Source organism: Streptomyces sp. NPDC006872 (assembly GCF_040635845.1).
In the GTDB taxonomy this organism is placed as follows: Bacteria; Actinomycetota; Actinomycetes; order Streptomycetales; family Streptomycetaceae; genus Streptomyces.
On record NZ_JBEYIL010000004.1, the window covers coordinates 309,599 to 335,811 of the forward strand.

36 protein-coding genes are annotated in these 26,213 nt (G+C 69.4%); 29 read left to right on the plus strand and 7 right to left on the minus strand.

Annotated elements, in window-relative coordinates; all coding sequences use genetic code 11:
• Window positions 1-44: 44 nt before the first annotated feature.
• The 23 genes from ABZ725_RS14565 (at window position 45) to ABZ725_RS14675 (ending at window position 20,017) form a co-directional block, all read left to right on the plus strand.
• The gene (locus ABZ725_RS14565) at window positions 45-995 is read left to right on the plus strand and encodes a phage major capsid protein (protein WP_358803029.1); all 951 of its coding nucleotides are present in this window, start codon (window positions 45-47) and stop codon (window positions 993-995) included.
• A 72-nt stretch (window positions 996-1,067) separates the two neighbouring features.
• The gene (locus ABZ725_RS14570; RefSeq protein ID WP_358803030.1) at window positions 1,068-2,066 is read left to right on the plus strand and encodes a glycosyltransferase family 4 protein; all 999 of its coding nucleotides are present in this window, start codon (window positions 1,068-1,070) and stop codon (window positions 2,064-2,066) included.
• Window positions 2,050-2,682, plus strand: coding sequence for a hypothetical protein (locus ABZ725_RS14575; protein ID WP_358803031.1), 633 nt, complete (start codon window positions 2,050-2,052; stop codon window positions 2,680-2,682). The genes ABZ725_RS14570 and ABZ725_RS14575 overlap by 17 nt, the downstream gene beginning before the upstream one ends.
• Window positions 2,673-3,680 carry a glycosyltransferase family 4 protein gene (locus ABZ725_RS14580; RefSeq protein WP_358803032.1) on the plus strand — a complete coding sequence of 336 codons (1,008 nt, stop codon included), beginning with the start codon at window positions 2,673-2,675 and terminating at the stop codon, window positions 3,678-3,680. The genes ABZ725_RS14575 and ABZ725_RS14580 overlap by 10 nt, the downstream gene beginning before the upstream one ends.
• Window positions 3,673-4,026: a hypothetical protein gene (locus ABZ725_RS14585; RefSeq protein ID WP_358803033.1), complete on the plus strand. Its 354-nt coding sequence runs from the start codon at window positions 3,673-3,675 to the stop codon at window positions 4,024-4,026. Before ABZ725_RS14580 ends, ABZ725_RS14585 begins: the two co-directional genes overlap by 8 nt.
• Window positions 4,027-4,056: 30 nt before the next feature.
• Complete coding sequence (locus ABZ725_RS14590) at window positions 4,057-4,392, plus strand: HK97 gp10 family phage protein (RefSeq protein ID WP_358803034.1); 336 nt, start codon at window positions 4,057-4,059, stop codon at window positions 4,390-4,392.
• Window positions 4,389-4,781 (plus strand): hypothetical protein, encoded by a 393-nt coding sequence (locus ABZ725_RS14595; protein WP_358803035.1) that lies wholly within the window; start codon window positions 4,389-4,391, stop codon window positions 4,779-4,781. Before ABZ725_RS14590 ends, ABZ725_RS14595 begins: the two co-directional genes overlap by 4 nt.
• A 67-nt stretch (window positions 4,782-4,848) precedes the next feature.
• Complete coding sequence (locus ABZ725_RS14600) at window positions 4,849-5,436, plus strand: phage tail protein (RefSeq protein ID WP_358803036.1); 588 nt, start codon at window positions 4,849-4,851, stop codon at window positions 5,434-5,436.
• Between the two features lie 92 nt (window positions 5,437-5,528).
• The gene (locus tag ABZ725_RS14605; RefSeq protein WP_358803037.1) at window positions 5,529-5,918 is read left to right on the plus strand and encodes a hypothetical protein; all 390 of its coding nucleotides are present in this window, start codon (window positions 5,529-5,531) and stop codon (window positions 5,916-5,918) included.
• Between the two features lie 11 nt (window positions 5,919-5,929).
• Window positions 5,930-6,325 carry a hypothetical protein gene (locus ABZ725_RS14610; protein ID WP_358803038.1) on the plus strand — a complete coding sequence of 132 codons (396 nt, stop codon included), beginning with the start codon at window positions 5,930-5,932 and terminating at the stop codon, window positions 6,323-6,325.
• Between the two features lie 22 nt (window positions 6,326-6,347).
• Window positions 6,348-10,484: a hypothetical protein gene (locus ABZ725_RS14615; protein WP_358803039.1), complete on the plus strand. Its 4,137-nt coding sequence runs from the start codon at window positions 6,348-6,350 to the stop codon at window positions 10,482-10,484.
• A 13-nt stretch (window positions 10,485-10,497) separates the two neighbouring features.
• Complete coding sequence (locus tag ABZ725_RS14620) at window positions 10,498-12,735, plus strand: hypothetical protein (protein WP_358803040.1); 2,238 nt, start codon at window positions 10,498-10,500, stop codon at window positions 12,733-12,735.
• A 9-nt stretch (window positions 12,736-12,744) separates the two neighbouring features.
• A complete protein-coding gene (locus ABZ725_RS14625; RefSeq protein WP_358803041.1) occupies window positions 12,745-13,836 on the plus strand; it encodes a DUF5047 domain-containing protein in 1,092 nt (363 codons plus the stop codon).
• Window positions 13,833-14,453 (plus strand): hypothetical protein, encoded by a 621-nt coding sequence (locus ABZ725_RS14630; protein WP_358803042.1) that lies wholly within the window; start codon window positions 13,833-13,835, stop codon window positions 14,451-14,453. Before ABZ725_RS14625 ends, ABZ725_RS14630 begins: the two co-directional genes overlap by 4 nt.
• Before the next feature lie 15 nt (window positions 14,454-14,468).
• Window positions 14,469-15,083 (plus strand): hypothetical protein, encoded by a 615-nt coding sequence (locus ABZ725_RS14635; RefSeq protein WP_358803043.1) that lies wholly within the window; start codon window positions 14,469-14,471, stop codon window positions 15,081-15,083.
• Between the two features lie 8 nt (window positions 15,084-15,091).
• Window positions 15,092-15,565, plus strand: a complete 474-nt coding sequence (locus ABZ725_RS14640; RefSeq protein ID WP_358803044.1) for a hypothetical protein — start codon at window positions 15,092-15,094, stop codon at window positions 15,563-15,565.
• 64 nt (window positions 15,566-15,629) lie between these two features.
• Window positions 15,630-15,857, plus strand: coding sequence for a hypothetical protein (locus tag ABZ725_RS14645; protein ID WP_358803045.1), 228 nt, complete (start codon window positions 15,630-15,632; stop codon window positions 15,855-15,857).
• Window positions 15,854-16,684 carry a peptidoglycan recognition family protein gene (locus tag ABZ725_RS14650; RefSeq protein ID WP_358803046.1) on the plus strand — a complete coding sequence of 277 codons (831 nt, stop codon included), beginning with the start codon at window positions 15,854-15,856 and terminating at the stop codon, window positions 16,682-16,684. The genes ABZ725_RS14645 and ABZ725_RS14650 overlap by 4 nt, the downstream gene beginning before the upstream one ends.
• A gap of 23 nt (window positions 16,685-16,707) precedes the next feature.
• Window positions 16,708-16,965 (plus strand): hypothetical protein, encoded by a 258-nt coding sequence (locus tag ABZ725_RS14655; RefSeq protein ID WP_358803047.1) that lies wholly within the window; start codon window positions 16,708-16,710, stop codon window positions 16,963-16,965.
• A 75-nt stretch (window positions 16,966-17,040) separates the two neighbouring features.
• Window positions 17,041-17,397 carry a hypothetical protein gene (locus tag ABZ725_RS14660; RefSeq protein ID WP_358803048.1) on the plus strand — a complete coding sequence of 119 codons (357 nt, stop codon included), beginning with the start codon at window positions 17,041-17,043 and terminating at the stop codon, window positions 17,395-17,397.
• Window positions 17,390-17,725: a hypothetical protein gene (locus ABZ725_RS14665; RefSeq protein WP_358803049.1), complete on the plus strand. Its 336-nt coding sequence runs from the start codon at window positions 17,390-17,392 to the stop codon at window positions 17,723-17,725. Before ABZ725_RS14660 ends, ABZ725_RS14665 begins: the two co-directional genes overlap by 8 nt.
• 15 nt (window positions 17,726-17,740) lie before the next feature.
• Window positions 17,741-17,884, plus strand: coding sequence for a hypothetical protein (locus ABZ725_RS14670; RefSeq protein ID WP_358803050.1), 144 nt, complete (start codon window positions 17,741-17,743; stop codon window positions 17,882-17,884).
• Window positions 17,885-18,328: 444 nt separating this feature from the next.
• Window positions 18,329-20,017, plus strand: a complete 1,689-nt coding sequence (locus tag ABZ725_RS14675) for a TROVE domain-containing protein (RefSeq protein ID WP_358803051.1) — start codon at window positions 18,329-18,331, stop codon at window positions 20,015-20,017.
• Window positions 20,018-20,077: 60 nt separating this feature from the next.
• On the opposite strand, the gene ABZ725_RS14680 is transcribed toward ABZ725_RS14675, so the two are convergent.
• Both ABZ725_RS14680 and ABZ725_RS14685 read right to left on the minus strand, forming a co-directional pair.
• Complete coding sequence (locus ABZ725_RS14680) at window positions 20,078-20,629, minus strand: hypothetical protein (RefSeq protein WP_358803052.1); 552 nt, start codon at window positions 20,627-20,629, stop codon at window positions 20,078-20,080.
• A gap of 197 nt (window positions 20,630-20,826) precedes the next feature.
• The gene (locus ABZ725_RS14685) at window positions 20,827-21,009 is read right to left on the minus strand and encodes a hypothetical protein (protein ID WP_358803053.1); all 183 of its coding nucleotides are present in this window, start codon (window positions 21,007-21,009) and stop codon (window positions 20,827-20,829) included.
• A 198-nt stretch (window positions 21,010-21,207) separates the two neighbouring features.
• Here ABZ725_RS14685 and ABZ725_RS14690 point away from each other — a divergent pair, with 198 nt between their 5' ends.
• Together ABZ725_RS14690 and ABZ725_RS14695 are read left to right on the plus strand one after the other, a co-directional pair.
• Window positions 21,208-21,777 (plus strand): recombinase family protein, encoded by a 570-nt coding sequence (locus ABZ725_RS14690; RefSeq protein WP_358803054.1) that lies wholly within the window; start codon window positions 21,208-21,210, stop codon window positions 21,775-21,777.
• Window positions 21,774-22,352, plus strand: a complete 579-nt coding sequence (locus ABZ725_RS14695) for an endonuclease domain-containing protein (protein WP_358803055.1) — start codon at window positions 21,774-21,776, stop codon at window positions 22,350-22,352. Before ABZ725_RS14690 ends, ABZ725_RS14695 begins: the two co-directional genes overlap by 4 nt.
• Window positions 22,353-22,622: 270 nt before the next feature.
• On the opposite strand, the gene ABZ725_RS14700 is transcribed toward ABZ725_RS14695, so the two are convergent.
• The 4 genes from ABZ725_RS14700 to ABZ725_RS14715 form a co-directional block, all read right to left on the minus strand.
• Window positions 22,623-22,835, minus strand: coding sequence for a hypothetical protein (locus ABZ725_RS14700; protein ID WP_358803056.1), 213 nt, complete (start codon window positions 22,833-22,835; stop codon window positions 22,623-22,625).
• Between the two features lie 57 nt (window positions 22,836-22,892).
• The gene (locus ABZ725_RS14705) at window positions 22,893-23,078 is read right to left on the minus strand and encodes a hypothetical protein (protein ID WP_358803057.1); all 186 of its coding nucleotides are present in this window, start codon (window positions 23,076-23,078) and stop codon (window positions 22,893-22,895) included.
• 201 nt (window positions 23,079-23,279) lie between these two features.
• The gene (locus tag ABZ725_RS14710; protein ID WP_358803058.1) at window positions 23,280-24,014 is read right to left on the minus strand and encodes a hypothetical protein; all 735 of its coding nucleotides are present in this window, start codon (window positions 24,012-24,014) and stop codon (window positions 23,280-23,282) included.
• Window positions 24,015-24,034: 20 nt separating this feature from the next.
• The gene (locus tag ABZ725_RS14715) at window positions 24,035-24,580 is read right to left on the minus strand and encodes a hypothetical protein (RefSeq protein WP_358803059.1); all 546 of its coding nucleotides are present in this window, start codon (window positions 24,578-24,580) and stop codon (window positions 24,035-24,037) included.
• A gap of 133 nt (window positions 24,581-24,713) precedes the next feature.
• Between ABZ725_RS14715 and ABZ725_RS14720 the strand changes: the two genes are divergently transcribed.
• The 4 genes from ABZ725_RS14720 to ABZ725_RS14735 all read left to right on the plus strand — a co-directional run bounded on the left by ABZ725_RS14720 (window position 24,714) and on the right by ABZ725_RS14735 (window position 26,007).
• The gene (locus ABZ725_RS14720; RefSeq protein ID WP_358803060.1) at window positions 24,714-24,938 is read left to right on the plus strand and encodes a hypothetical protein; all 225 of its coding nucleotides are present in this window, start codon (window positions 24,714-24,716) and stop codon (window positions 24,936-24,938) included.
• Window positions 24,935-25,132, plus strand: a complete 198-nt coding sequence (locus ABZ725_RS14725; protein ID WP_358803061.1) for a hypothetical protein — start codon at window positions 24,935-24,937, stop codon at window positions 25,130-25,132. Before ABZ725_RS14720 ends, ABZ725_RS14725 begins: the two co-directional genes overlap by 4 nt.
• A 36-nt stretch (window positions 25,133-25,168) precedes the next feature.
• Window positions 25,169-25,387 carry a hypothetical protein gene (locus ABZ725_RS14730; RefSeq protein WP_358803062.1) on the plus strand — a complete coding sequence of 73 codons (219 nt, stop codon included), beginning with the start codon at window positions 25,169-25,171 and terminating at the stop codon, window positions 25,385-25,387.
• Between the two features lie 128 nt (window positions 25,388-25,515).
• A complete protein-coding gene (locus ABZ725_RS14735; RefSeq protein WP_358803063.1) occupies window positions 25,516-26,007 on the plus strand; it encodes a hypothetical protein in 492 nt (163 codons plus the stop codon).
• Here ABZ725_RS14735 and ABZ725_RS14740 read toward each other — a convergent pair.
• Window positions 26,004-26,192, minus strand: a complete 189-nt coding sequence (locus ABZ725_RS14740) for a hypothetical protein (protein ID WP_358803064.1) — start codon at window positions 26,190-26,192, stop codon at window positions 26,004-26,006. The genes ABZ725_RS14735 and ABZ725_RS14740 overlap by 4 nt on opposite strands.
• Window positions 26,193-26,213: the final 21 nt, after the last annotated feature.

A 26,213-nucleotide genomic window follows, 5' to 3' on the forward strand; every position in this document is an offset into this window, starting at 1 on the left:
TCGTCCACGGGGCCGGGCCCGCTGCATTTCCGAAAGGAGACCCCGTGGCCACGTACAACTCTCTGATCTCTCGGGACGCGAGCAATGACCCGCTCGTCCCGACGCCGGTTTCGGCTCAGATCATCCAGGAACTGCCCGCGCAGTCCGCGCTGCTCCAGCGGGCCGCGCAGGTGCCGATGTCGACGAAGACGCAGCGTCAGCCGGTCCTCGACGTCATGCCGATCGCCTACTTCGTGGGCGGCGACACGGGCCTGAAGCAGACGTCGGCGCAGGACTGGAAGAACGTCGACCTGATCGTGGAGGAGATCGCGGCGATCGTCCCGATCCCCGAGGCGTACCTCGACGACGCGCAGATGCCGATCTGGGACCAGGTGCGGCCCCGTCTCGTGGAGGCGATCGGCGCGAAGCTCGACGGCGCCGGCCTGTTCGGACTGGACAAGCCGTCGACCTGGCCGACGGCGATCTATCAGTCCGCGGTCGCGGCCGGAAACGTCACCATCAGCGGCACGGGCGACGACTTCGCCCAGGACGTGGCGGTGGTCGCGGAGAAGGTCGCTCAGGACGGGTTCGCCGTCAACGGGTTCATGTCCCGTCCGGGCCTGACGTGGAAGCTCAACGGGCTGCGGTCCACGGACGGCATCCCGATCTACCAGCCGAACCTGCAGGGCTCCCCCGGGGGCACCCTGTACGGCTACCCGATGTCGGAGCTCACCAACGGGGCCTGGGACACGTCCGAGGCCGAGCTGCTGATGGGTGACTGGCGCAAGGCCATCGTCGGCATGCGGCAGGACATCTCGTTCAAGATGTTCACCGAGGGCGTCATCTCCGACGACGACGGCAAGGTGATCCTCAACCTGATGCAGCAGGACTCCGTCGCGATGCGCGTGGTCATGCGCGTCGCGTTCGCCACGGCCAACCCGGCGACTCGCCTGAACACGAACTCGGCGACGAGGTCTCCGTTCGGTGTCGTTCAGGCGACCACGGCCGCGTCCTGACCGGTGGCGGCCGGCGGCCCGCACAGGGTTGCCGGCCGCCCGCAGATCGGAGTCTCTGTGCGGGTGCTGGCGATGTTCCACGCCTATCCTCCGGCGCACAACGCCGGGGCGGAGTGGGCGGCCCATAGTCTGCTGCGCGAGCTGGCGGCGCGGGGGCGCGAGGTGGACGTTCTCCTCTCCGACCCGCGGTCCGGGGACGCCGCCTACGAGATCGACGGTGTGAGCGTGCACCCGTACCGGAGCAAAGCGGATCCGTCCCGGTGGATGCGCGGCGACGACCGGGCGCAGGTGATCGTGACGCACCTGGAGAACACTGCGCGGGCGTCGGTGCTGGGCGAGATCAACCGGATTCCGGTGGTGCACCTGCTCCACAACACCTTCGAGAAGTCCAAGTCGTGGCTGGTCAAGGGGTCGCCGTCGCTGGTGGTCTACAACACGGCCTGGATGAAGGCGGACGCGGAGGCCTGGTGGCGGATCCACCGCGGCGACCGGCCGATGCCGTGGGGGATCACGGTTCATCCGCCTGTCGCCGTCGCCGACTACGAGGCGACGCCCGGCGACCGCATCACCCTGATCAATCTGACCGCGGAGAAGGGCGCCCGGGTCTTCTACGCTCTGGCGGAGCGGATGCCGCGCCGTAAGTTCCTGGGGGTGATCGGCGGCTACGGGGAGCAGATCCTTCGGGACGACATGCCCAACGTGGAGATCGTCCCGAATACGCCGGGCGACCGCATGGCCAAGGACGTGTACGCCCGCACCAGGTTCCTTCTGACTCCGTCGGCCTACGAGTCCTACGGCAGGGTCGCGGTGGAGGCCATGTGCTCGGGCATCCCCGTCCTGGCGCACCCCACCCCGGGTCTCATGGAGTCGTTGGGCGAGGCCGGGACCTTCTGTGACCGGGACGACCTAGACGCGTGGGAGTCGGCGATCAAGCAGTTGTCCGCTCCGGCCGCGTACAAGCGGGCGTCGAAGGCGTCGTCCGCCCGGGCTGCTTCGCTGAGTCCTGCCGCCGATCTCGACACGTGGTGTGCGGCGATGGAGGGGGTGGCCAAGCGTGGCGTCACTCGCTAGCCTCTCCGACCTCGAAACCCGACTCGGACGCCCGCTTCTGCCCGCCGAGACAGGGCGCGCCGAGGCTCTCCTCGCAGACGCGTCTGCGCTGGTCCGCAGCTTCACCGGCCGCAGCTTCTCCCGAACCGACGACGACACGGTCGTGCTGCGCGCCCAGCAGGGCGAGATCCGACTGCCCCAGACCCCGGTGATCGACGTGACGAGCGTCGTCGCCGTCGGCTCCGGGGGTGCCCCGGATCTGCCTGTCGTCGGCTGGTTCTGGGACGGGATCGACATCATCCGCACTGCCGCGGACAGTCCGGCGATCAACATGCCGGAGCTGTGGCTGGACGAGGACGTCGACTGCTATCCCGGCACGTTCCGCGTCGTCTACAGCCACGGGGACGCGCAGGTCCCGCCCGATGTGGTTGCCGTGGTGGCCCGCATGTCGCTTCGCACGTTCACGTCGCCGACGATGGCCGGCGGGGTGACGGGGGAGACGATCGGCCCGTACAGCTATCGCACGGACGGCTCCGGTGTCGGGACGGGCGTCACCATGACGGACGACGACCGGCGGGCGTTGGAGGATGCCGGCTACCGGCGCAAGTCCGGTATGACCATGGTGAGGTGGCGGTGACGAAGCCGCTGACGATCGTGGCCCGCGTCCACGCTTATCCGCCTGATCACAATGCGGGGGCGGAGTGGGCGCTGCACGAGATGCTGCGGGCCCTGGCCGTGCGCGGGCACGCCGTTTCGGTGTGGCTGTCCGAGCTCGCCGCGAGCCGTAAGCCGTATGACGTGGACGGCGTGCGCGTCATCCCGCATGCGGCAGGCGGCGACGCCCGCTTCGCGAAGACTGTCCCGCAGGCGCATGCCGTCGTCAGTCATCTGGAGAACGTCCCGAGGGCGGCGCCTCTTGCGCGCGGCTTCGGCAAGCCGCTGATCGTTGTGTGCCACAACACGTTCGACCTGACGTGGCAGCCCATGGTCGAGGGGTCGTCGTCGCTGGCGGTGCTCAACTCGCAGTGGATGCTCGCCGCGGCCGAGACTGCTTTCGGCGGGCGCCGTCATCGCCCGGACCGCACTCTCGTGGTGCGGCCGCCGGTGCACGCCGAGGAGTACCAGACGGCCCGCGGTGACTGCATCACCCTCGTCAACTGCACCGTCTCGAAAGGTGCTGCCGTTCTGGGGGAGTTGGCGGAGCGGATGCCGGGGCGCAAGTTTCTGGCGGTCCGCGGCGGCTACGGGGAGCAGGAGCCGCCCGATCTGCCGAACGTTCTGGTCTTGGACCACATGCCGGGCAGGCAGATGCGGGACGCGGTGTATGCGCGGACCAGGCTTCTGCTGATGCCGTCGGACTACGAGTCGTGGGGGCGCGCCGGTGTGGAGGCGATGGCGTCCGGGATTCCCGTCCTGGCTCACCCCACCGAGGGGCTCGTCGAGTCCCTCGGCAACGCCGGCGTGTTCTGTGACCGCGGGGACGCGGGCGCGTGGCAGGCGGCGATCGAGCGGCTGGACGGCCGGGACGCCTACCGTGCGGCCTCGCGCCGGGCGAAGGCCCGGTCCGTGCAGTTGGATCCGACTCGGGATCTCGCCGCGTGGTGTGCCGCCGTGGAGGAGGTGGCCGGTGCATGAGCTGCCTTTCGGCGAGGCCGTGACCATCGTCCGCCCCGGGCCTCCGACCGAAGACATTTACGGCAACGACGTGCCCGGAGCTCCTACCGAGATACCGGTTGCTGGCTGCGGCGTCGCGCCGCGGGACGGGACGGGCGCTGCGGCCAACGAGATCACGGACGCCCGCGACACCGTCATCGTCGGCCTGACGCTGTACGCGCCCTACGGCACCGACATCCGTGCGACGGACCGGGTGCGCGTAGGCGGTGTCTTGTACGAGGTGGACGGCCAGCCGGGCGCTTTTCGGTCTCCGTTCACCGGGTCGACCGGGCCGGTGGTCGTTGCCCTGGAACGCGTGACCGGGTGAGCCCGTGAGACGCAGGACGAGGGAGGGGCGATGGCGGCACGGTTCAAGATGAAGCGCAAGGGCGTCGGCGAGATGCTGCGCATGCCCGGCATGGAGGCGGAGATGCTGCGCCGCGCCGAAGTCATCAAGAGCGTCGCGGAAGCCATCTCGCCCGTGGACGCGGGCGGCCCGCACCCGGGGCACTACAAGGGATCGTGGGAGACGGACAGCACGCCGCGGGGCGGGCGCCGCCGCGACCGGGCCGTCGCCTACGTCCGTAACACGTCCCACTACGCCCGCTGGGTGGAGTACGGCAACGGCACCGAAGCCGCACGCGGCCAGCATGTGCTGCTGCGGGCCGCGCAGCTCGGCGGAGGCAACCAGTGAGCGGCGTCGGCGGCGTCGACGTCGAAGCCGAACTGGTCGCATGGCTGAAGGGCCAGCGCGATGAACGCATCGTGACCGACCTGCCGCCCAACCTCTTCGACGTGGCGCCGGTCGTTCAGATCAGCCGTGTCGGGGGCGACGACGACGGCATCCGACTCGACAGGGCGTTCGTCGACGTCGACGTGTACGACACGACTCGGCCGCTCGCCTCGCAGCTCATGGCTCAGGTGAGGACGCTGATCCTCACCTCGCTGAGGGGGACTGTCACCGATGTGGCCGTGTTCACGTCGGCCCGCACGATCACCGCGCCGGCTTGGCGCCCCTACGAGAACCCTTCTGTGCGCCGTTTCGGCACCACCTTCGAGATTTTCTGCCACCCGGTCTCTTGACCGTTCGGGCCCGCGCCGGTCCCCTTTTCCCGCCCGTGCGCGGGCTCTTCGATGCTGGAGGCATCTCATGGTCAACATCACCCGCGCCGCGGACCTGCTGGAGGTCGGTGCGAACGGCGCCGGCTGGACGGCTCCGCTGGGCACCGCCTCTCCGGGCGATCCGGCGGTCCAGCCGGTGGGCTCCTGGCTGCCGCTGGGCGCGATCTCGGAAGACGGTCTGGTCCAGGGTTTCGACGAGGACAGTCAGAGTTTCACGCCGTGGGGGTACACGGCTCCGATCCGTACCACGATCACGTCGTCGCTGCGGACGTTCGGGCTGACGGTGTGGGAGACGGGCCGCACCACGGTGCAGTCGCTGCAGTACCGGGTGGACGTCGCGGACCTGGCCCCGGTGTCGGGGCTGACGTCGTTCGCGGAGACCGCCTCCCCGGAGCCGGACCGCAGGGCGTTCTGGTTCGTCGTCCTGGACGGCGACTCCTTCCAGCGCGGCTTCTACCTGCCCGAGGCGGAGATCACCGAGCGCTCCGACGTCAGTCACAAGCAGGACGAGGTCGCTGGCTTCGAGTGGACGATCACCGCCTACCCGGACGCCGCCGGAAACACGGTCTACCACTTCGACCGGGTGCCGGCCACGGCCGCGTACACCGGCTCCTGAGACGGGTGGGCGGGCTGTACAGCCAGCCGGCGCGGGCCCGGCCCGCCCACCTCTAGTTGTGCCCGCGCCCTATCGAGAAGGAGGCCCGCGCCATGGCCGCAAACCCGCGTCCCGCCGCCCGTAAGACGGCGGCCCGCGCCCAGTCCCGCCCGCGCGTTCCCGAGCCCGACGTCACGGAGGCGGAGGCCCAGGAGATCGAGGCCGAGGGCCACTACGTAACCGTCGAACTGTGCGGCGAAGATCTGCGGATCATCCCTCCGGCGGCCTGGCGGCTGTCGTATCAGCGGCTGCTGAACGCCGGCCAGGTCGACGCGTTCATCGAGCGCGTCCTGCACCCGGACGACGTGGACCTGTTCGTGGAACTCGACTGCACTGGGGCGGAGTTTCAGCAGTTCATCGTCGACGCCGGGGAGCAGGGCGGGGAGAGCCTGGGAAAGTCGCCGGCACGATCGCGCTCTGGGAAGACCATGCGGAGGCGGTAGAGGCCGATCTGATGGATCGCCGCTACGACATCGCCGACGTGTTGACGGGGCGCCGGTCGTGGCGGTGGCTGCGGGTGTTTGTCGAGCATCTGCCGCCGGAGTCTCACACGATGACTGCGCTGCGGAACAGCCTCTCGGCCGAGGAGCTTGCGTCGCAGGCCGAGCGGGGCGAGCCGGAGAGGGCGCGCTGGTCGCAGGCAGAGCAGCTGCTGGCCGCGGTCTTGGACGCGACGCGGCGTGTGGAGTGGGTGCTGCTGTGCGCCAACATCGAGCAGAAGTCGAAACGCCCTGACCCACCAGAGCCGATGCGCCGTCCCGGCGCGGGCCCGAGGTCGGTGAAGCGGGCGCAGCTTACCGAGGCCAGTGCCGGAACCCTCTTCCAGTTGATCAACGGGGGCGCCGCTTAGGGGTGCCGGAAGGAGGCTTCCGGTGCCTGCTATCAGTGTCGGTTCGGTCGAGGTCGACGTTCTGCCGAATGCGACGGGTGTCCGTGCGCGGTTGCAGGCGCAGTTGCTGCCTGCGGCGAACTCGGTGGGCGACGAGGTGGGCCGTGTCATCGGCCGTTACATCACGTCGCATGTGGCGTCGGCGTTCGTGCAGGGCATCCAGACCGGCGGTCGTCAGGCTCAGCCTGCGGCGGCCCGGCAGGGGCAGGCGACGGGGTCGACGTTCGGCCGTATGTTCAAGGCTCGCCTTGAGGCTGCTTTGGCGACGCTGCCTGAGGTGCGGCTGCGCGCGGATTCCTCGGATGCCGAGCGGGAGATCTATCAGATCCGTGCTCAGATGCGGGCGTTGGCCGATGCCCGGATCGGGATCGATGTGTCGACGGCGACGGCGAACGCGGCGATTGCCCGCTTGCAGGAGCGTCTGGCGCGGCTGTCCGCCTCGGACGCGGATGTCGCGGTGCGGGTGGACGCAGGTGCGGCGTCTGCGCAGTTGGCGGCTTTCCAGTCCGAGGTGAACCGGCTGGACGGCCAGTCGGTGGACATCGACGTCGACACGCGGTCGGCGGCGGCGAGCTTCAATCTGCTGACGACGGCTGCGCTGGCGTTCGGTCCGGCGATCATTCCGGTCTTGCCGGTGGTGGCGGCCGGCCTGGGTGCGGTCGCTGCCGCGGGCGTGGCTGCCGCGGCGGGCATCGGCGCTATCGCGCTGGTGGCGATCCCCGCGTTCAAGGGAATCTCGTCGACTCTGCAGGCGCAGAAGGCTGCCCAGGAGGCAGCGACGAACGCCACCTTGCAGGGCGGGCAGGCGGCTTCGCAGGCGGCGTCTCGGGCGTTGCAGCAGGCGTCGGCGCAGCAGGCTTTGGCGTCGGCGGAGCGTAACGGGGCCCGTCAGATCGCGCAGGCGCAGCAGGCTGTGCGCCAGGCCCGGCAGCAGGCGGCAGACGCGATCGCGCAGGCGGCACGGAAGGTGCAGGACGCCGAGCGCTCCCTCGCGGACGCCCAGCGGGACGCAAGGCAGGCCCAGACCGATCTGACGGCAGCCCGCCGCACCGCGGCGCAGGAGCTTGAGGACATCAACAACCGGCTCGCCGACTCGGTCCTCAGCCAGCGTGACGCGGAGATCGCGTTGAAGGAGGCGACCGCGCAGCGCAACGCGGTCCTCGACAACGCGACCGCGACGGAGCTCGACAAGGCGAAGGCGCTCCTTCAGTACGACCAGGCGGTGCAGCGGCTCAAGGAGCAGACCACCGAGACGAAGCGCCTCAAGGTCGAGACGGCGTCCGCGAACAAGGCGGGCGTCGAGGGCTCGAAGACGGTCACGGACGCCCAGGACCGTCTGGGGGCGGCTCAGCGGAAGGTCGCCGATCAGCAGCAGGCGCTGCGGGACGCCCAGGTCGACACGGCCCGTCAGATCGCCGACGCCCAGCAGCGGGTGTCGGAGGCGACGGCGAACGTGGCAGTCGCACAGCAGTCTGCTGCGGATGCGGTGGCCTCGGCGCAGCGGCAGATCGAGTCGGCTTCCCTGTCGGCGGCCGGGAGCGTGGACCAGGCCGCGATCGCTCAGGCCAAGTACCAGGCTGAGTTGGCGAAGTTGACGCCGGCGGCCCGGGAGACGATGAAGGCGTACACGGGTCTGCGGGGAGCGTTCTCGGAATGGTCTAAGTCGCTGCAGCCTGCGGTGATGCCGATCTTCACGCGGGCGTTGAACGCGATGCGCCGGGCGCTGCCGGGGCTCACACCGCTGGTGAAGGGTGCGGCGGGCGCGATCGGCGAGCTGATGGACCGGGCGTCGGCCGACTTCAAGTCGCCTTTCTGGAAGCGGTTCAAGGACGACCTCGACAAGTCGGTGAGGCCGGCGATCGTCGGGCTGGGCGTGGCGTTCGGCAACGTGTTCAAGGGGATGGCCGGGATCATCGGCGGGTTCCTGCCGCACATGGACTCGATCTCGGAGACGATGCAGCGCGTCACGGGTCGGTTCGCGGATTGGGGCGCCGGCCTGCGGGGGAGCCCGGAGTTCGAGAGGTTCCTGGCGTATTCCGCGCGGATGGCCCCGATCATCTGGCAGTCGTTGAAGGACATTGCCGGCGCGGTCTTGTCTGTGGCGAAGGCGATGGCGCCGATCTCGACGATCGTTTTGAAGACGATCAGTCTGTTCGCGGACGGCATCGACTGGGTGGCGACGAAGGCTCCGTGGCTGGTGCAGACGATCTACGGGATCGTCGTGGCGATGACGGCCTGGAAGCTGGCTGTCGCGGCATGGGCGGTCGTCCAGCGTGTGGCGACTGCCGCCATGTTCGCGTTCAACCTGGTCGGCAGGGCCGGCCCGTGGGGTTGGATCGTTCTGGCGATCACGGCGGTCGTCGTCGCCGTGGTGGTGATGTACAACAAGTTCGACTGGTTCCGGGCTGCGGTCCAGGGCGTGTGGAGCGGCCTGAGGGGCGGCGCTCAGGCCACTGTCGACTGGTTCAAGGGCCCGTTCGTCGGCTTTTTCACGAAGACCCTCCCCGGGGCGTTCCAGACGGCCCTGAACTGGGTGAAGCGGAACTGGCCGTGGATCGTCGGCGCTTTGGGCGGTCCGATGGGGCTCGCCGTCGTCGCGGTGATCAAGCATTGGGATTCCATCAAGGGTGCGTTCTCTTCCGGCTGGGACTGGATCAAGCGGAATGTGTTCTCGCCGATCGGGACGTTCTTTACAAAGACCATTCCGGGCTGGGCGACGACGTTCCAGCAGAAGACGGTCGCCGCGTTCAACCTGGCGAAGACCGGCATCAAATCTGCCTGGGACGGCATCAAGAGCATCACTCGGGCCCCGGTCCAGTACGTGGTGGACGTCGTCTACAACACGGGCATCCGCGGCGTCTGGAACAAGATCGCCGGGGCTTTCGGTGCGACCAAGCTGCCCGAGTTCAAATTCGCCCGCGGCGGCGTCATGCCTGGCTATACGCCGGGGAAGGACGTCCACAAGTTCGTCTCTCCGACGGGCGGGGCGCTGGAGCTGTCGGGCGGCGAGGCAATCATGCGGCCTGAGTTCACGCGGGCTGTGGGCTCGGGGTTCGTGAACACGCTGAACGCGATCGCCCGCTCCCGGGGCGCGCAGGGCGTGAAGGCCGCGCTGGCTCCGGCGTTCGGCGGGAATCCGGCTGCTCCGACGGACCGCTCGCTGAAGTATGCGGGCGGCGGGATCACGCAGTCGTTTGCGGACGGCGGCATCTTCGACTGGATCAAGTCCGCGGGTTCCGCTGTGCTGGGTGCGGGCTCGGCGGCCTGGAACAAGATCAAGGAGGGTGCGTCCTGGCTGACGGACACCCTCCAGGCGTCCGCCCGGGCGGGCGTCAAGAACGTCGTCGACCCACTGCTCAAGTCCTTTCCCGGCATGGACACCGGGATCGGGCAGCTGATCCGCCACATCCCGACCAAGATCGTCGACGCCCTGTTCGGCTACTCGAAGAAAGCTGACGAGAAGGGCGCCGGAGGCATCGGCGGGCCCCGCATCCAGGCGGCGCTGAACTGGGCTAAGGCCCAGGCGGGCAAGCCGTATCTGTGGGGCGGCGTCGGCCCGGCCGGCTTCGACTGCTCCGGGTTCATGGGGGCGATCGAGAACGTCATCCGGGGGCTGAAGCCGAACTCGCGGCGCTGGGCTACCGGGGCGTTCTCCGGCAGCGTCGCGCCTCCCGGCTGGGTGAAGAACGGGGCCTCGGCGTTCCGCGTCGGCATCACGAACGCCGGCGTCGGCCACACGGCCGGCACCCTCGGGAAGACGAACGTCGAGTCGCGGGGCGGCGACGGTGTCGTCGTCGGGCCGCGCGCCCGCGGCTACAAGGACGGACTGTTCACGTCCTGGTACGGGTTCAAGCCGGGGTCCTACGACTCCGGCGGCTACCTGCAGCCCGGCCTCAACCTGGCCTACAACGGCACAGGGCGGCCAGAGCCGGTGTTCACCAGGCAGCAGGCGAACGCCTTGACCTCGGTGGCGGCGCGCAGCAGCGCGCCCGGGCCGGCGTCGTTCGAGGGCGACCTGTACCTCGACAGCGGTGAGTTCCTTGGCAAGGTCCGGGGCGAGGCGACCGCGGTCGTGCACCAGGAGCAGCAGAAGCTGATCTCCGTCTTCAACGCGAACTGAGGAGGCTCCCCGTATGGCGATTCCCGGGAACCTCCTCAGCGCGGCGACGGAGTCGATGGATCCGTCGATCTCCGGGTGGACGGCCAAGCTCAACTGCACGCTCAGCAAGGGCACAGGCGGCCGCAACGGCGACGGCGTCCTCACCGTCAAATCCGTGGCCAGCGGCGAGATGCAAGCGCGGACGGTGTCGTCGTATCCGATCGTCGAGGGGACGCTGTACCAGGCGTTCGCGGACGCGTCGGGTGCGACGGTGCCGGAGCGGATCGGCATCCGCTGGCTGACCGCGGCAGGCGTCGAAGTCAGCATCACGTGGTCGCCGGTCACCGCCGCGGCGTCGGCGACGTGGCATCGGATCAGCGTCGGTGGGACGGCGCCGGTGGGGGCGACGCAGGCGCAGGTGCTGCTGTCGTCCACCCCGGCCGCGGGCCTCGTCAACAGCTTCTACGAGAACGTCTACCTCGGCCTGCCCTACCGCTCGCCCGGCAACTTCCTCAGCTTCAACGCCGAGTCGACGGACGTGGACGCCACCCCGTGGACGTCGGAACTGAACTGCACCGTCTCCCGCACGGTCCCGGCGCTGGACTGGGGCGCGACCTGGTATTACGCCGGCGGCCCGATGGCCACGATGACGGTCACGGCGTCCTCGAACGCGGCGATGAGGCTGACGGAGCGGCCCGCGATCACGGCGGGCCTCGAGTACCTGGGCTACATCTACCTGAACCCACCGACGAGCGGGTCGACGGCCTGGGTCGAGCTGAGGTTTTACGACAGCGGCGGCACCCAGATCCAGGCCACCAAGTCCATCTTGGCGGCCCCGGGCACGGGTGCGTACCGGCAGATCGTGTCGGACTTCGCGCCGGCCGGTGCGGCGACGTGCTCGCTGGCGGTCGGCCTGGACAGCCCGACCGCAGCGCAGGTCCTGCGGGTGGACACTGCGGTCATACGGGCTATGACGCCGGTGATGGCCGGGACGGTCGTCCCCTACTCGTCCGGCAGCTTCGAGCAGTCGGCGGGCGGCTGGACGGTCGTCTCGGGTGTGGCGACTGCGGCCCGCTCCACGCCGTGGGGTGCGGCTGCTTATCTGGCGAGCTACTCGCTGGCGGTCGCTTCGGCCACGGCGACGACGTCGACGTGGCGCTCCCCGATCTTCACTCTGCCGTCCAATCCGGTCGGGCAGAACTTCCGGGCGCAGATCGCCTGCCGCCTGAACGCCGGATCGTGGACGACGATCACGGTGAAAATCCGCTGGTACACGGCCGCCAGCGCCGACCTGGGGGCCTCCACCGGCACCGCCTACGCGCTGCCCGGCGGCGGCGTGTTCTTCGCCATGCCGACGGACGCGGTCGCCCCCGCCACCACGGCGAAGGCCGCCATCGAGGTCGTCGGCATCGCCTCGGCGGTGTCGAGCAGCCTGTGGATGGACGGGGCCGCACTGTGGCCGGTCCTGCCGCTGACCGCGGTCACCGAGCACGACGACCGCGCCTACGTCACGCTGACACTGCGCGAGCTCCTCGTCGACTACCTCATCACCGTGTACCGGGTGACCCCTGACGGAACCCGCACCCCGGTCCGCGGGCCGGCAGGGCTGTACGACCGGGACGTCATCACCTCCGACCTGCTGATCGTCGAAGACCATGAGGCACCGCTCGAGGTGGCTGTCTACTACCGCGTCGAGGTCTACACGGCGGCTGGCGTGCTCACCTTCACCCGCTCTTCGGCGACCGCGACCCTCGACGTCGACGACGTCAACTACGCGTGGTTGAAGGACCCCGGCAACCCGCAGCGCAACCTTGAACTGCTGGTCAAACAGGCACCCGACTGGGGCGACCCGATCGAGCAGACCGTGCACCGGGTCCGAGGCCGGCAGAACGCGGTCGTACTCACCGACGTCCGCGGAGGCCAGGAAGGCACCCTCGCCGTCTGGACCCGCTCCGACGACGAACGCAAGGCTCTGCGCTGGCTCCTCAGCTCCGGGAACGTCCTGCTGTGGCAGTCCGCGCCAGGGATGGGCGAGGACGACGTGTACGTCAACGTCGGCCCCGTCGCCCGGCCGCGGGTCAGCCCGGTGGCGACGGAGCAGTGGCGGGAATGGACGCTGCCGCTCGTCGAGACCGACATGCCGGTCACCGTCGGCGTCAACGGCTCGGCCGACCGGACTTGGCAGGACGTCCTCAGCGGGTTCGCCACCTGGCAGGCCGTCCTCGATGCGTATCCGACGTGGGAAGACGTTCTCCTCGACCAACACAGGTAAGGGGGTGCGGTGTACCCCGTCTCCGATCGCTTCCTCGCCCGCCTCGCCGAGTCGCATCAGGTCGCCAGCGAGGTCAAGCTTTTCCTTACCGACGGGCGCGTGCTCGACCTGGAGCATGAGGGCGGGTCGGTGACGGTCGACCGGGCGCAGGCGATCCGCCGTACCTGCACGGTCACCGTCGCCGATCCGGCGCTGATCCCGCGGACGCCGACCGACCAGCTCGCCACCTACGGGGCGAGGCTACGGATCCGGCGCGGCGTCTACTTCGGCGACGGCACCAGCGAGCTGGTGCCGCTCGGGGTGTTCCGCCTGGATACCGTCGGCGGCGACGTCAACGAAGGCCCGGTCACCCTGTCCGGCAAAGACCTCGCCGCATTCGTTCAGGACGACAAATTCACCGCCCCGTGGAAGTCGACGGGCACGGTCATCGCCGCGATCACGGCGCTGGTCCAGCGGTCCCTGCCGGACGCGGACGTCGTCGCGACGATCGCCGACGCGGCCATCGGGCAGCGGACCTTCGACATCGAGGCCGACCCGTGGGCGGCCTGCCAGGAGATCGCCGCCGCCGCGGGCGCGGAGGTGTACCCGAACGCCGACGGCACGTTCACCATCTCCACCCTCCCCGACCTCCTCACCACTACCCCGGCGTGGGAGATCGCGGCCGGGAAAGGCGGGGCGTACATCCGAGCCAACCGCGGCATGACCAGCGACCAGGTGTACAACGGCGTGCTGGCCCGCGGCGAGAACACGGCCGACGCTGTCGCCCCCGTCTCCTACCTGGCCACGGACTCCGACACGAGCAGCCCCACCTACTGGGGAGGCCCGTTCGGGAGGCGCCCGCTGTTCTACTCGTCGCCGACGCTGACGACGCTCGGGGCGTGCACGGCGGCGGCAACGCTGAAGCTGGCGCAGGCGAAGGCCCCGAACGCGTCCGGCGACATCTCCAGCCTGCCGAACCCGGCGTTGGAGCCGGGCGACGTGCTCCGCCTCGTCCACCCTGATGGCTCCCGCGAGTTGCAGCAGGCTGCCTCGTTCGCCGTGCCGCTCGGCGTGGACGGCGACTTCCCCATCACGACGATCTCCGCAAAGGAGGACTCGTGACCGGAAGGCCGGGCGAGAGCGTCCGCCGGGATCTTGCCGCAGCCGTGCAGCGCGCGATGGTGCGGACCGGGCAGAGCACGCCAGCAGTCCGCGGGGCCGACTGGGAGACGGCCACCGTCACCGCCGTCAATGCGGACGGCACGGTCGACGCGGGCGGCATCGAGGACATCCGCCGCATGGCCGACTACCAGGCCCCCGCGGTCGGCGACCTCATCAAAGTCACCCAGTCGTCGGCCGGGAACTGGCTGGCCGAGGGCCGGATGGTTCCCGCGACGGGCGACGCCTGGACATCGCCGTCCTTGACGTCGCCGTGGATCAACTATCCGGGCGGCGGCAACTACCAGGGGGCCCGGTACAAGCGCATGGCCGACGGCATGGTCGTCATCGAAGGCCTCATCGCCTCCAACTCGGTGTCCGTGTCCGGCGTGAGCAACGTGTTCACGCTCCCGGCCGGCTACCGGCCCACCGCCACGTTGGTCTTCGGGACGCTCAACACCGGCAACGTGATCCGCCAGCTCGAGGTGGTCGAGACGGGCGTTGTCCGGTTCGCCGCCCTGCCCGCCGGGGCTGTCGGGTTCATCTCCATCAACTGCCAGTTCCTAGCCGCCACCACCTAGGAGGACACACGCCTCATGGCCGGACAGGACTCCTACTCGCAAGGCATCGTGGTCGCGACGCTGACAGACGCCCCGAATGCTGAAATTTTGGCCCGCAACCTCGCCGACGCCATCGCGCCGCGCACCGTGATGCGGTTCGCGTCTGCGTCCGCCCGCTCGGCGGCCCTGACCGGGGCGACTGCACCCGTCGAGGGCATGGTGTCCTGGCTGCAGGACACCAACTTGCTGTACGTGTACGACGGCTCCGCCTGGCAGGTGCAGTCGAGCTACGAGCTGATGGCGTGGACCGCGATCACGGCGCTGGGCTCTTTCGCGGGCGGCTTCTCCGCCTCGTCGCCGACGCCGCGCATGCGGAAGCTGTCGATCCTCGGGGTGGAGGTGTGGGAGTACGAGGGACGCATCACCGCCAGCAGCCTCGCCGCGGCCACCACGACGACGATGTTCACCTTCAACGTCGGGCACCGGCCGGCGAACGGCCACGGCTACATGACCTACAACTCCAGCCACTACGCGTCCCGGGTGACGATCTCCCAGACGGGCGTGGTGTCGGTGTCCGTGCCTGCGGAGGCGGGCGGCTCGGTGACGACGATCTATCTGGACGGCATCCGCATCACGAACCCGGCCCTGTGAGGAGCGACATGAAGCGCCGCTTCCTGGCCGTCCCCGCTCTTCTCGCCGCGCTGCTCCTGGCCCCGGCCGGTCCCGCCGCAGCCCCGGCGGCGTCCGCGACTGCAGCCTCCGATGTTCTCGTCACCGAGTCGGGCACCCGGCTCGCCCTGATCTCCTGTGCGCTCCGCAATACCGGATCGGGCTGGGCGGTGATCGCCGATGCCGGGCATCAGCCGTCCGGCTGCGAAGCCGTGGTCACCCACGCTGATCATCTCGAACTCCAGCACGACGTCGACGCGGCGAAAGTCTCGAGCCTTGCGGTCACCGTCGACGAGACCTACGCCAAGTCCGGGCTCCGTGTCGGTGCGTCCGTCGGCTTCGACCTCTCGAACATCTATCTCTACTCCGGCACGGCCGGATCTGCGGCCCTCAACCCAGCCAGCGTCTCAGCGACCAACGGCAACCTGTGGGTGCAGGGCTACCTGGTCCTCCCCGCCGCCTGACACCGCCCGCCACCCCGCACGCCCCGAGCCTCCCGGCCGGGGCTTCGTCATGTCTGGAGCACTCATGGCCGCCCCGTCCGCCCTGCCGCCGATCCTTCGGTACTTCGAGTTCACCCACCTCCCCGAGGACCTCCGCCGGGTCTCCATGCCGTTCTCTGACCTGGCCCACCGCCTGGCCGTCATCCTCCCGCCCGGGCCCGAGCTCGACGTCGCGCTCCGCAAGCTGCTGGAGAGCAAGGACGCGGCAGTGCGCGCCGCTCTCCCGCCGAGGACCGAGGAGGCTACGCGATGAAGCTGGTCACCAGAGCCGAACTCGGCTGGCCGGCATCGGCCGCGCCGACGCAGACGTCCACGAAGGGCGTCAAGGTCCACTACGAGGGCACCGCGGTGAGCACGAAGCTGCTCACCGACCACAACGCGTGCATCGCAGAGTGGAAGGCCATCCGCAAGTCCCACCTGGCGAACACGAAGGAGAACTACTCCGACGTCGCCTACAACTACGCGGCCTGCCCGCACGGCTATCTCCTCGAGGGCCGCGGCATCGGCAAGCGCACCGGCGCCAACGGCAACCAGGCGCTGAACCAGGCGCACTACGCGATCGTCGGACTCGTCGGCAGCGAGGGCCTCACCCAGCCGACGGACGCCATGCTCGGCGCGATCCGCGACGGCATCGAGCTCCTGCGCAAGCACGGCGCGGGGACCGAGATCAAGGGCCACAAGGACGGCTACGCCACCAGCTGCCCGGGCGGCCCGCTGTACGCGTGGGTGCAGAAGGGCGCGCCCCGCCCGGCGGGCACCGTGACGGAGACGACCCCGGCCAAGCCGAAGGTGTCCCTGGCGCGCGTCGTCGCGGCGGCCCGCAAGGACCCGGCCGCCGCGCAGGGCCACACCACCTATAAGGCCGAAGTCCTCCGCGTCGAGCAGGCGCTGAAGGCCGAGGGCATGCTCGACGCTGTCTACGTGGACGGCAGCTTCGGCACGAAGACCATCGACGCCTACGCGCGCTGGCAACGGTCCCCGGCCGGCGGCGCCTACACCGGTGCGGCCGCCGACGGCATCCCCGGCTCTGCCTCCCTCAAGCGCCTGGCCGCCCGGCACGGCTTCACCGTCACCGCCTGACCCACCGAAAGGAACGATCCACCATGTCTGAGATCGACTTCCCCGACGCGCAGACCGTCGTGAAGACCGCCGGGGCCTACGGGCGCGACCTGCTGGAGCGCGTCCTGACGACGTTCCTGCAATCGTTCATCGGCGGCATCGTCGTCACCCAGCCCCTCAACGGCAGCATGTGGTACGCCGCGGGCGCGGGCGGCGTCGGTGCCGCCCTCGCCCTCGGCAAGGGCCTGTTCGCGAGACTGCGGGGCATCACGAACTCCGCGTCGCTCGCCAAGGGTGTGTAAGTGGCCTGCCGTGCAGTCCGGCGGCTCCGCCGGGCACTCGGCCGGCGTGGGGCGTTTCTGCTGTCGTTCGGCACGGTGTGGGCGCTGATCGGGTACGGCCAGGTCACGTCCCCGCCACCGGATCAGCGCGGCCTGAAGCTACTGCTGGACAGGGTGCCGCTGGACGTGTGGGGCTGGCTGTGGATCACAGCCGGGCTCGTCGCGATCGTGTCGTCGTTCCTGCCACAGGGCTCTGACCGGTTCGGCTTCTTCGCCTTGGTCATGGTCGTGGCGCCGTGGATCATCTCCTATCTGTATGCCTGGTGGGACGGCGGCTTCCCCAGAGGGTGGATCGCGGCAGCCCTGTACGGCGGGCTCGCGATCGGAATCATGGTTGTGGCCGGATGGGGGGAGCCTCCGCGGCCCAAGAGAGAAGAGCCACCGTATGCCTGACGGGAATGCCATCGCCACGCTCCTCGGGACGATCGCGACCGGGGGACTGGCGGCGTGGGCCGCACGCTCGGCGAAGCGCACGAAGCGGCAGGAGAACCGCGATGACTTCACCGAGATCAAGAAGGCGCTGAACGAGCGGATCGACGACCTGAAAAACGATCTGACCGGCCAGCAGGAACAGATCACCGGGCAGGGTGCGGCGATCTCGTGGCTGGTCGTGGACCGCCGGAGCCTGGTGGCGACGATCCGTGGCGCGGGGTTGAAGCCGCCGGCCCCGCGCCCGATACCGGACCGGGCTCGCCCCTACCTTGATTCAATCGACGTGTGAGAACTGGAGTGCGATATGCCTACACGTGATCCGTATCCGGTTCAGCCACGCAGCCGGGAGGGCGGCGCCGACATCGGCAGCCTCGTCGCCATGGGCGTCGAGGAGCCCCCGCCGATCCCGGAACCGCCCGCCCCGCCGCCCGGCGTCGAAGAGGGCTGACCAGTGGCCGACGACGAAGACGAGCCGCCGTTCTGGCTGTCCCCGCGGCCGTTCCGCGAACCGAAGCTCCCGCCGCGCGACGAAGACGACTGAACGGGCCCCTCCTTCGGGAGGGGCCCGTCGCTGCATCCCGGGGCCGGTTGGGGGAGTTGTGCAAGTTGCTGGACAAGCAACACGACTTGCTGGTTCAGTAGTGCCACAACTTCATGCACCTCCCGGTGCGCAGGGCAACCTCGGCTACTTCCTTTGGCGAAACACGCCGAACCGCCCACCTTGATCTCGGGAGGCACAGCATCGGGGGTGCCCGGTGCGATGGATGTGCGGTTACTTCTCTGGAATGAAGCGCCTCGTGCGCGCGGGCTCGAAACTCGCAGGACCGCCGCCAACTTGATCTCGGGCACCCCACTGCTGAACCTCCCCTCCACGTGAGGGGCTTTTTCGTTCATGAGCCGTTTCAACACCCGCGCGACCCGCGCCGCCGTCCACTCGCCCGTGACCACCACCGGGCAGACGACACGCACCCACGAAGGCGCGACCGGACACCTCCGGGACGCACGCTCTGAGCTCTACCTACTCGCCGTCAGCAACATGGTCGGCACCAACACCTTCTACGAGACCGGCGGCGACCGCGACGACCGCTACACCCAACTCGTGCGGCAGCTCGCCGTCGAAGACCCCGAGTGGACGGTCGGCCTCCTCGGCTGGCTCCGCGGCGAGGGCAACATGCGGACCGCGGCGATCGTCGGCGCAGCCGAGTTCGTCAAGGGCCGCCTCGAAGCCGACAAGGGCGCGAGCCCCGCAGGCTGGAACCGCGAGACCGCGGCCGAAGCCACCGCCAACGGAGGCTGGAACCGCCGCGCCATCGCCGTCGTTCTCCAGCGGCCCGACGAGCCCGGCGAGCTGCTCGGCTACTGGACGTCCAAGTACGGCCGCCGCCTCCCCAAGCCGGTCAAGCGCGGCATCGCCGACGCCGTCCAGCGCCTCTACACCGAGCGGGCGCTCCTCAAGTACGACACCGACAGCAAGGGCTACCGCTTCGGCGACGTCCTCAACCTCGTCCACGCCGCACCCGCCGCCGACAAGCCCTGGCAGGGCGACCTGTTCAAGCACGCCCTCGACCGAAGGATGAAGCGAGACGAGCCGATCCCGGACAACCTGCCAGCACTCCAGGCAAGCCGGACACTGGCCGCACTCCCGGTCGAGGCTCGGCGCGCCTACGTCCTGGACCCGACGCTGGTCACATCGCCGGGTGGTCTCGGCGGGGCAGGGTTCACGTGGGAGCGACTGGCGGGCTGGCTGCAGGGCCCGATGGACAAGGCCGCGTGGGAAGCCATCATCCCGTCCATGGGGTACATGGCGCTGCTGCGGAACCTGCGCGGCTTCGACGAGGCCGGCGTCTCCGACGAGGTCGCCGAAACCGTCGCCCACAAGCTCGCCGACCCGGAGCAGGTCGCATGTTCCCGGCAGCTGCCGATGCGGTTCTACTCCGCGTTCAATGCCGCGCCGTCGCTGCGCTGGGGTCACGCCCTGGAGAAGGCGCTCACCGCCTCCCTCGCCAACATCCCGCAGCTCGGCGGCCGGACGCTGATCCTCGTGGACACGTCGTCCTCAATGAACGAGACGTTCTCCCGCGACGGCAGCCTCATGCGCTGGGACGCGGCCGCTCTCTTCGGCATCGCTCTCGGGCGGCGCTGCGCGAACGCGGACGTCGTCTCCTTCTCGTCCGCCCGCTACTACGTGCACGACGCGCCCGGCGCGAAGACGAAGGCGTTCCCCCTTGCCCGGGGCGGATCCGTTCTCGGCGACGTGCAGAAGTGGCGGGACGGCGGCTGGTTCCTCGGCGGTGGCACCGACACGGCGGCCGCACTGCAGCAGGAGTTCCTCGGCCACGATCGCGTCGTCATCGTCACCGACGAGCAGGCCGGCTGCGACCACGTCGAGGTGGACCGCGCCATCCCGCAGGCGACGCCGATGTACACCTGGAATCTCGCTGGCTACCAGGCCGGACACGCGCCCTCGGGGAGCGGGCAGCGCCACGCCTTCGGCGGACTGACCGATGCCGCGTTCCGGATGGTGCCGTTCCTCGAATCCGGGCGGGACGCGACCTGGCCGTGGGCCTCCACGGGAGCCTGAGCTGAACCCGGAAGCGCCCCGCCCCTCGACGTGAGGGGCGGGGCGCTTCGCCGTGCGGGGTCAGGAGACTTTCTTCCACTCCTTGCAGCCGGTCGTCTGGAACGCCCCGTCGCTTGCGGAGATGGTGACGGTCGTCGGCCCGGATGCGTTGTTGTTGGTGATGATGTCGTCGAAGTCGCCCGACGTGCTCTTCAGCCGCGCCCAATAGCAGTTTGGGATCACCGAGTCGGCGGGGCCGGCCGACTTGTACGTGCCGGCCTTGATGTCGGTGCCGACGACGAACGTGCCGTCGCCCGGGATGGTGGCGACCTTCGGCTCGGCCTTCTTCGTCGGCTTCGACGTGACCGTCTCCGTGACGGTGACTTCGGGGGCCGGCTCGTCAGCGGCGAGTTCGGCTGGCGTGGCGGTCACTGTGACGGTGGCCTTCGCCGTGGCCGTCTTACTGCTGCCGTCTTCGCCGCCTGCGGCGCCGATGCCGACGCCGACGAGGAGCAGGACGCCGGCGGCGGGGATGGCGATCCGCTTCCGTGCCCAGCCCGGGCGCGGCGGCACGGGCGGCTGCGGGGCCGGGGCCCACTGCGGTTGTGGCGGCGGCTGCTGACCGAATGACATGGGTCCCCCCAGGTTCGTGGAGAGATGACCGTAACGGGGCAGATAAAGGAGATGTGAGGGGCGTGTGCAAGTGGTGACGCATTTGTGACGTGGGGAAGTGGACGTCCGGCATGTGGAGCAGCGCGAGATGAGCGACCCGAACCGCGACGCCCCCGCCTCCTCGCCGCAATGGAGGGGGAGCGGGGGCGCAGTTCGTTCTAGCGGTCCTTGCGAATCGCCTCCGCCAGATCCTTGATCGCAGCACCGACTGCGAGCAGGGCATGGATCTGAGCCCTTGCGAGCAGCGCGGCTCGGTCTTCGGAGTCGGCGTCCCCGGAGTAAGTGTCGTCCAGGTTGTTGAGCGCCCGCGCCTGTAGCTGGTCGTACCTTCGCTCCGCCATGCCCACCCCTTCGTCGCCGATCAACGTCGTGAGTCTGCCCGAGGCGGAGTCGGGTGTCAGCAGGGTCTCCCGGATGCTGTCCGCAAACGAACGTCTGTGAGAGATGGTCGGCGAACTCGCCCGTCCTGCACTTCCGTTGTTACATATCCCGTGTCCGCTTCTATGTAACGATCACCCCGGTTCTCGTACACTGATCCCATGAGACTCGGCTATGGACGCGTGTCCACACGGGACCAGCACCCTGAAGCGCAGCACGATGCGCTCACCGAGGCCGGATGTGACCGGCTCTTCGTCGAGAAGAGGAGTGGCAAGCTCGCTTCCCGTCCTGAACTGGACCGGCTCCTCGAGCAGATGCGGGAGGGGGACACGGTCGTAGTGACCAAGCTCGACCGCCTCGGCCGCAGCCTCGCCAATCTGATCGACCTGGAAGCCAGGTTCCGCGCCGCCGGCGTGGCCCTCGTCGTCCTGAATCTCGGCGTCGACACGTCGACGGCGTCCGGGCGCATGGTCTTCAACATGGTCGGTGCTGTCGCCGAGTTCGAGGCCTCGCTGAACTCCGAGCGGACCCTCGACGGTCTCGCCGCAGCACGCGCCCGCGGCCGGACGGGCGGGCAGAAGCCGAAGCTCAAGACTCGCCAGATCAAACTGGCCCAGGAGATGTACGACGAGCTGGGTGCAGACGGCAAGCGCAAGTACACCGTCCAGCAGATCGCCGACGAGTTTGGTGTCAGCCGGCCCACCATCTATCGGCATCTGGAGCGCACGTGACTGCCGCCAAGCGCGTCTGCGGCAAGCTGACAAAGAAGGGGACGGCGTGTCGGCGCGAACTGCACTGGTGGACCGAAGGTTGCAAGGCCCGCTACGCAGACGGCTGCTGGAGGCACATGGGTGAAGCCTTCCAGGAAGCCTGCGCGGCTCGCAAAGAGGCGGAGGACAGGGAGTGGCTGGCGTTCCTGTACGCCGACCCGATCTGCTGGGGGTGGCCCATGCCCGACCTCCAGACTCTCACCGAAGTCTCCGAAGACAAGGCGACGGAGCTGCTATCTCTCTGGCAGAACGGGCGTTGTGCGATCTGTGGGCATCCCCACGACTCCATCGAAGACCATGACCACACCACCGGCATGGTGCGTGGCTACCTCTGCCGTGGCTGCAATATCCAAGAGGGCATCTACCGCGATCCGGACTGCCTCTTTGGGAAATATCGGGAGCAGCATCCGACGAAGATGCTCGGCTTCAGAGTCCGCTACTGGGGACCCTTCGCCGACGTGTACGGATCACAAATCAGCGAGGCGGCCGAAGCCGACAAGTGGGCCGACGCCGCCAGCAAGGATATCGGTCTGTAAACGCGCCGACGCCCCCGCAGCCGCCAGGCTGCGGGGGCGTCGGCGCTGTGCTGGCTAAGCCCCACCACGTGTCGCTCATCGCGCCTCCCCGGGACGTAGGTGCGGCCACCGAGCGCCCCGGAGGGCTCCACCCGGAGGTGGTTGCGAACTGCGGTGGCCGCCCCGACACGGTACGCGGAAGCCGTCCGTCCTGTCAGCCCTCGTGCCAGACTGCAGTCAGGCCCCGCCAGGCTCCCCCGTCTTGGCGGGGCTTCTGGCGCGCTCGGGTGTTCACCGGCGCCAGGGACGCTCACCGTCGCCGCTCTGCTGCCGGCTCGGCAATCTGACCCGTCTCCAGCACGCTGCGGCCCCGAGGCCGAGGAGCAGACTGATGGCGAGGTCGCCGACGGTGGATGGGGTGTCGGCGCCCTTGGTGGCGGACATCAGGCCGCCGATGGTCAGGCAGGTGAGCAGAATGGCCAGGAGTAGCCAGAGGATCCGCATGTCGCCCCCAAGGTGCTTGGTGAGGGCGACACCGTAGCGGGGTGTCGGGCTTGCTGGTTAGCCCTGCGGGTCGGGGAGTTCTCCGGGTTTGACGGCGACGATTTGGACGCTGATGCAGCCGGCGGCCTCGAGGGCGGTCTTCTGTTCTGCGGCGCTGGGCTTGTCGTAGGCGACGGTGGAGGCGCGGGGTGTGCCGTCGGGGGTTGTCCAGGTGAGTCCGTAGTTCTGCATGGTGGTCGTCATGGGCGCATTCTCGTTGGCGGCACTGACATCGCCTAGTTTCGGCCGCGTTCTATCCTGCTGGCTGGTTTGTGGTGCATGGTGTGTGCGGGTGATCCGGGACCCCCCAGGTGCGGAATCCCCCTTTCGGGCCCTGCCGTGCGTCGCTGTTCTGGCAGGGCCCGCCGCGCCTCCCGGCTCCCCACGGGAGGCCTCGCGGCTGTCCTACCCCGGCAACAGCCGGTTGATCGTGGACCGGGATACCCCGGTGGTCTGCTGCACCTGCGTCCGCGTCACCCCAGCATCCCGTACCGCCCACGTGATCAGCGGGTCGCGCAGATCACGAACGGCGGCCCACCCCGCCAGTAGCTCACGCGCCACCACCTGCGCGGTACTCACGCCAGTGACACCGAACAGGGGCGGCTGCTCCCACGCCGGATGGATCGGATGGACCGTCACGTCTGGAGCTGTCGCAAGCAGGCGGCGCTGGCGGGCCGTCAGCTCGTCCCGCCAGCGTGCCGCGATCAGCCGGGCGAGCGGCATGCCGGCCCACTCGTAGGCGTCGCTGGATTTGGCCTTCTCGATCTCCGCGGGCGTGGCGTAGCTGACGAGTTCGTCGCGCGCATAGTCCTCCAGGGGCCACATGTTGCGCTCAGCCTCGTCGGCCGCCACGATCAGCGGCACCAGCCGGGCCTGCCATGCGCGTGCTTCCGCCACGGCGGCCAGCGCCCGCAGCGTGAGCCCCCACGGCTCGATCTCCTCGGCAACAGCCTGGGCGCGCGCCTCGGCCCGAGACTGCGGTACCTCCAGTTTGCATACGGCGAGCCGGGCCGGCCCGTCCATGAGGTCGAGCCGGACGCCGTGTGCCTGCCAGGTGCCGTGGTCCTCGGCCCACTGCTGCATGCCGGTCTGCTGGATGACGTACAGGCCCGCCGCGCGAGGCTCGGTGGTGATGTCCATGGTGGCTGGTCTCTTCCTGGTCAGGCGGCGAGCTGGGCGCGGAGCTGGGCGGCGAGGTCGAGGACGTCGGCGACGGTGATGCGGGGTACGCCGCCGCGGTAGGTGGTGCGGAGCTGGCCGCCGTCGCGGGTCTGTGGGTCGTCGTCCCAGTCGGCGTCGTGCTGGTCGCTGATGACGATGTGGGCGCTGCGGAAGACGGTCAGTGCGGCTACGCGGTCGCCGTTGTCGGGGATGGCGTCGAAGCGGTCGGCGAAGAGCGGGGCGAGGTTGCTGATGGTGGTGATGGTCTCGCCGGTGGGGCGGGTGCGGGTTTTGACGGTGGGGGTGACGGTGGTGGGGGCGGTGTCTCCGGCGTGGGTGAAGGTGTAGGTGGCGGTGAGGTCGATGCTCACGGTGGCGGCCTTTCGGGTGCGGCGCTGGCCGATGGCGATGCGGTGGGCGAGGGAGGCGGTGTCGATGATCCAGCGGCCTGCCTGCTTGAGGGCGGCGACGGCACCCCGGCGGCACCAGGTGCGGATGGTGTCGGCGGTGACGTTGGCCTGGAGTGCGGCAGCGGTGGTGTTCATCAAGTCCCCCTCGATGTATCGAGTGATACGAGCATAGCGTATCGAACGATACGCAGACAGGGGGTTGCGGCGGGTTCGGCCATCTTCAGTCGTCAACTTGCCCCAGAATTCGAACACGTGCTCTAGTCGACGTATGGCACGACCCCGGACCGAACACCTCACCGACCTGCAGGAGCGCATCCTCGCCGTCATCCGCCAGAGCATCGCCGACCGCGGCGAGAGCCCGACGCTGCAGGAGATCGGTGCCGCCGTAGGCCTCGGTTCGCGCAGCGCCGTGCACTACCAGCTGGCGCAGATCGAACGGAAAGGCGCGATCGCCCGCACCCCCGGCCAGCACCGCGGACTCCGGCTCACGTGAACCCCGACCGATACCACCTCACCCTGACCGCCGGCGGCCGGCCCGTCATGCACGGATGGTGGGCGAGCGAGACCACGGCCCGCGCGCAGTTCACCACCTGGATCGGGTCATGGGGCGGCCTCCCGGGCGCACAGGTCACCCTGGTCGACGAGGAGGCGGGCGAGACGTTGACGACCTGGCCGGAGGAGAGCTGAGCGTCTGCCATGCTGGCGAGAACGCGAGGAGGCCCCATGTCGCACCGCCCGTACCCGAACCGCGAACGCGCCCTCCGGCAGTTGGGCCGGCACGTCGATCCCGCGCCTACGATCCCGGCACCCACCGCCCTGCTGCAGTTCGGAGAGAGCATGGCCCGCATGCGGGAGGGCGCGCGGAGAGTGCTGGCCGCACAGTTCCCCGTCGACCAGTACCAGCTGTCGACACGCCCCGGCGTTGTCGGTGGCGAGGCGTAACCTGAAGGTCCGGCAGTTGTCTTTCGAACAAGTCGGGTTGCTGTGGTTGCTGGTCGCTCCGTCCCGGCGTGATGCACCGGGACGGAGCGCGCTGCCAACCTGTCAGCGGTGTGCGGCACCATGAATCCATGACCCCGCACCTCACCGCCCATGACGGCGTCACCGCCGAAGAGATCCTGTACGTCCTCAACGGCCGCCAGACCGTGCCGCTGAACCGCCTTGGCTTCCTTGCAATCACCGGCACCTACACCCCGCACCGTCTCGAGCCGCAGGACTGGCCGTTCACACCGGGCGAGATCGTCGTCGTCCTGCACGGCCCGGAAGGAACTCGCGAGTTCCTCGGTCGGGGCCGTGACCCGTACACCGCGTGGGAGGACGCCGGCTGGTGCACCTACGAGTGCAGCAGTTTCCAGGCCGCGCTGGACGTCTCCGCTCTGGTGACGAGCGACCGGCCGCGCGGCTACTACGACTGGACCGACGACGGCCTCGCCTACATGGGCGACCAGGACGCGGCGTATCGGCAGTGGTCTGGGGCCCCGGACTGGTATGTGCGTGTCGCCAACCATGCGGGACGCGGCCACTACGCGGCGGCTCGAGAGCGCGGGCGGGCCGGAATCTAGGCGGCTTCGACGACTTCGCCTCGTTCGGCTGCGACGGCGAGTGTCCACTCCGCGACGAGTTCCTCGTACCGTCGCCGCGACTCCCCGTACAGCCATCCGCCGCGCGCGATGACCAGCGCGCGGATCTCGGCGTTCACCACAGCAGACGGGCGCACAGGCCTCCACAGTGACGAGGTGGGGAGCATGCCGTCAGTCTAGGTGCGGGG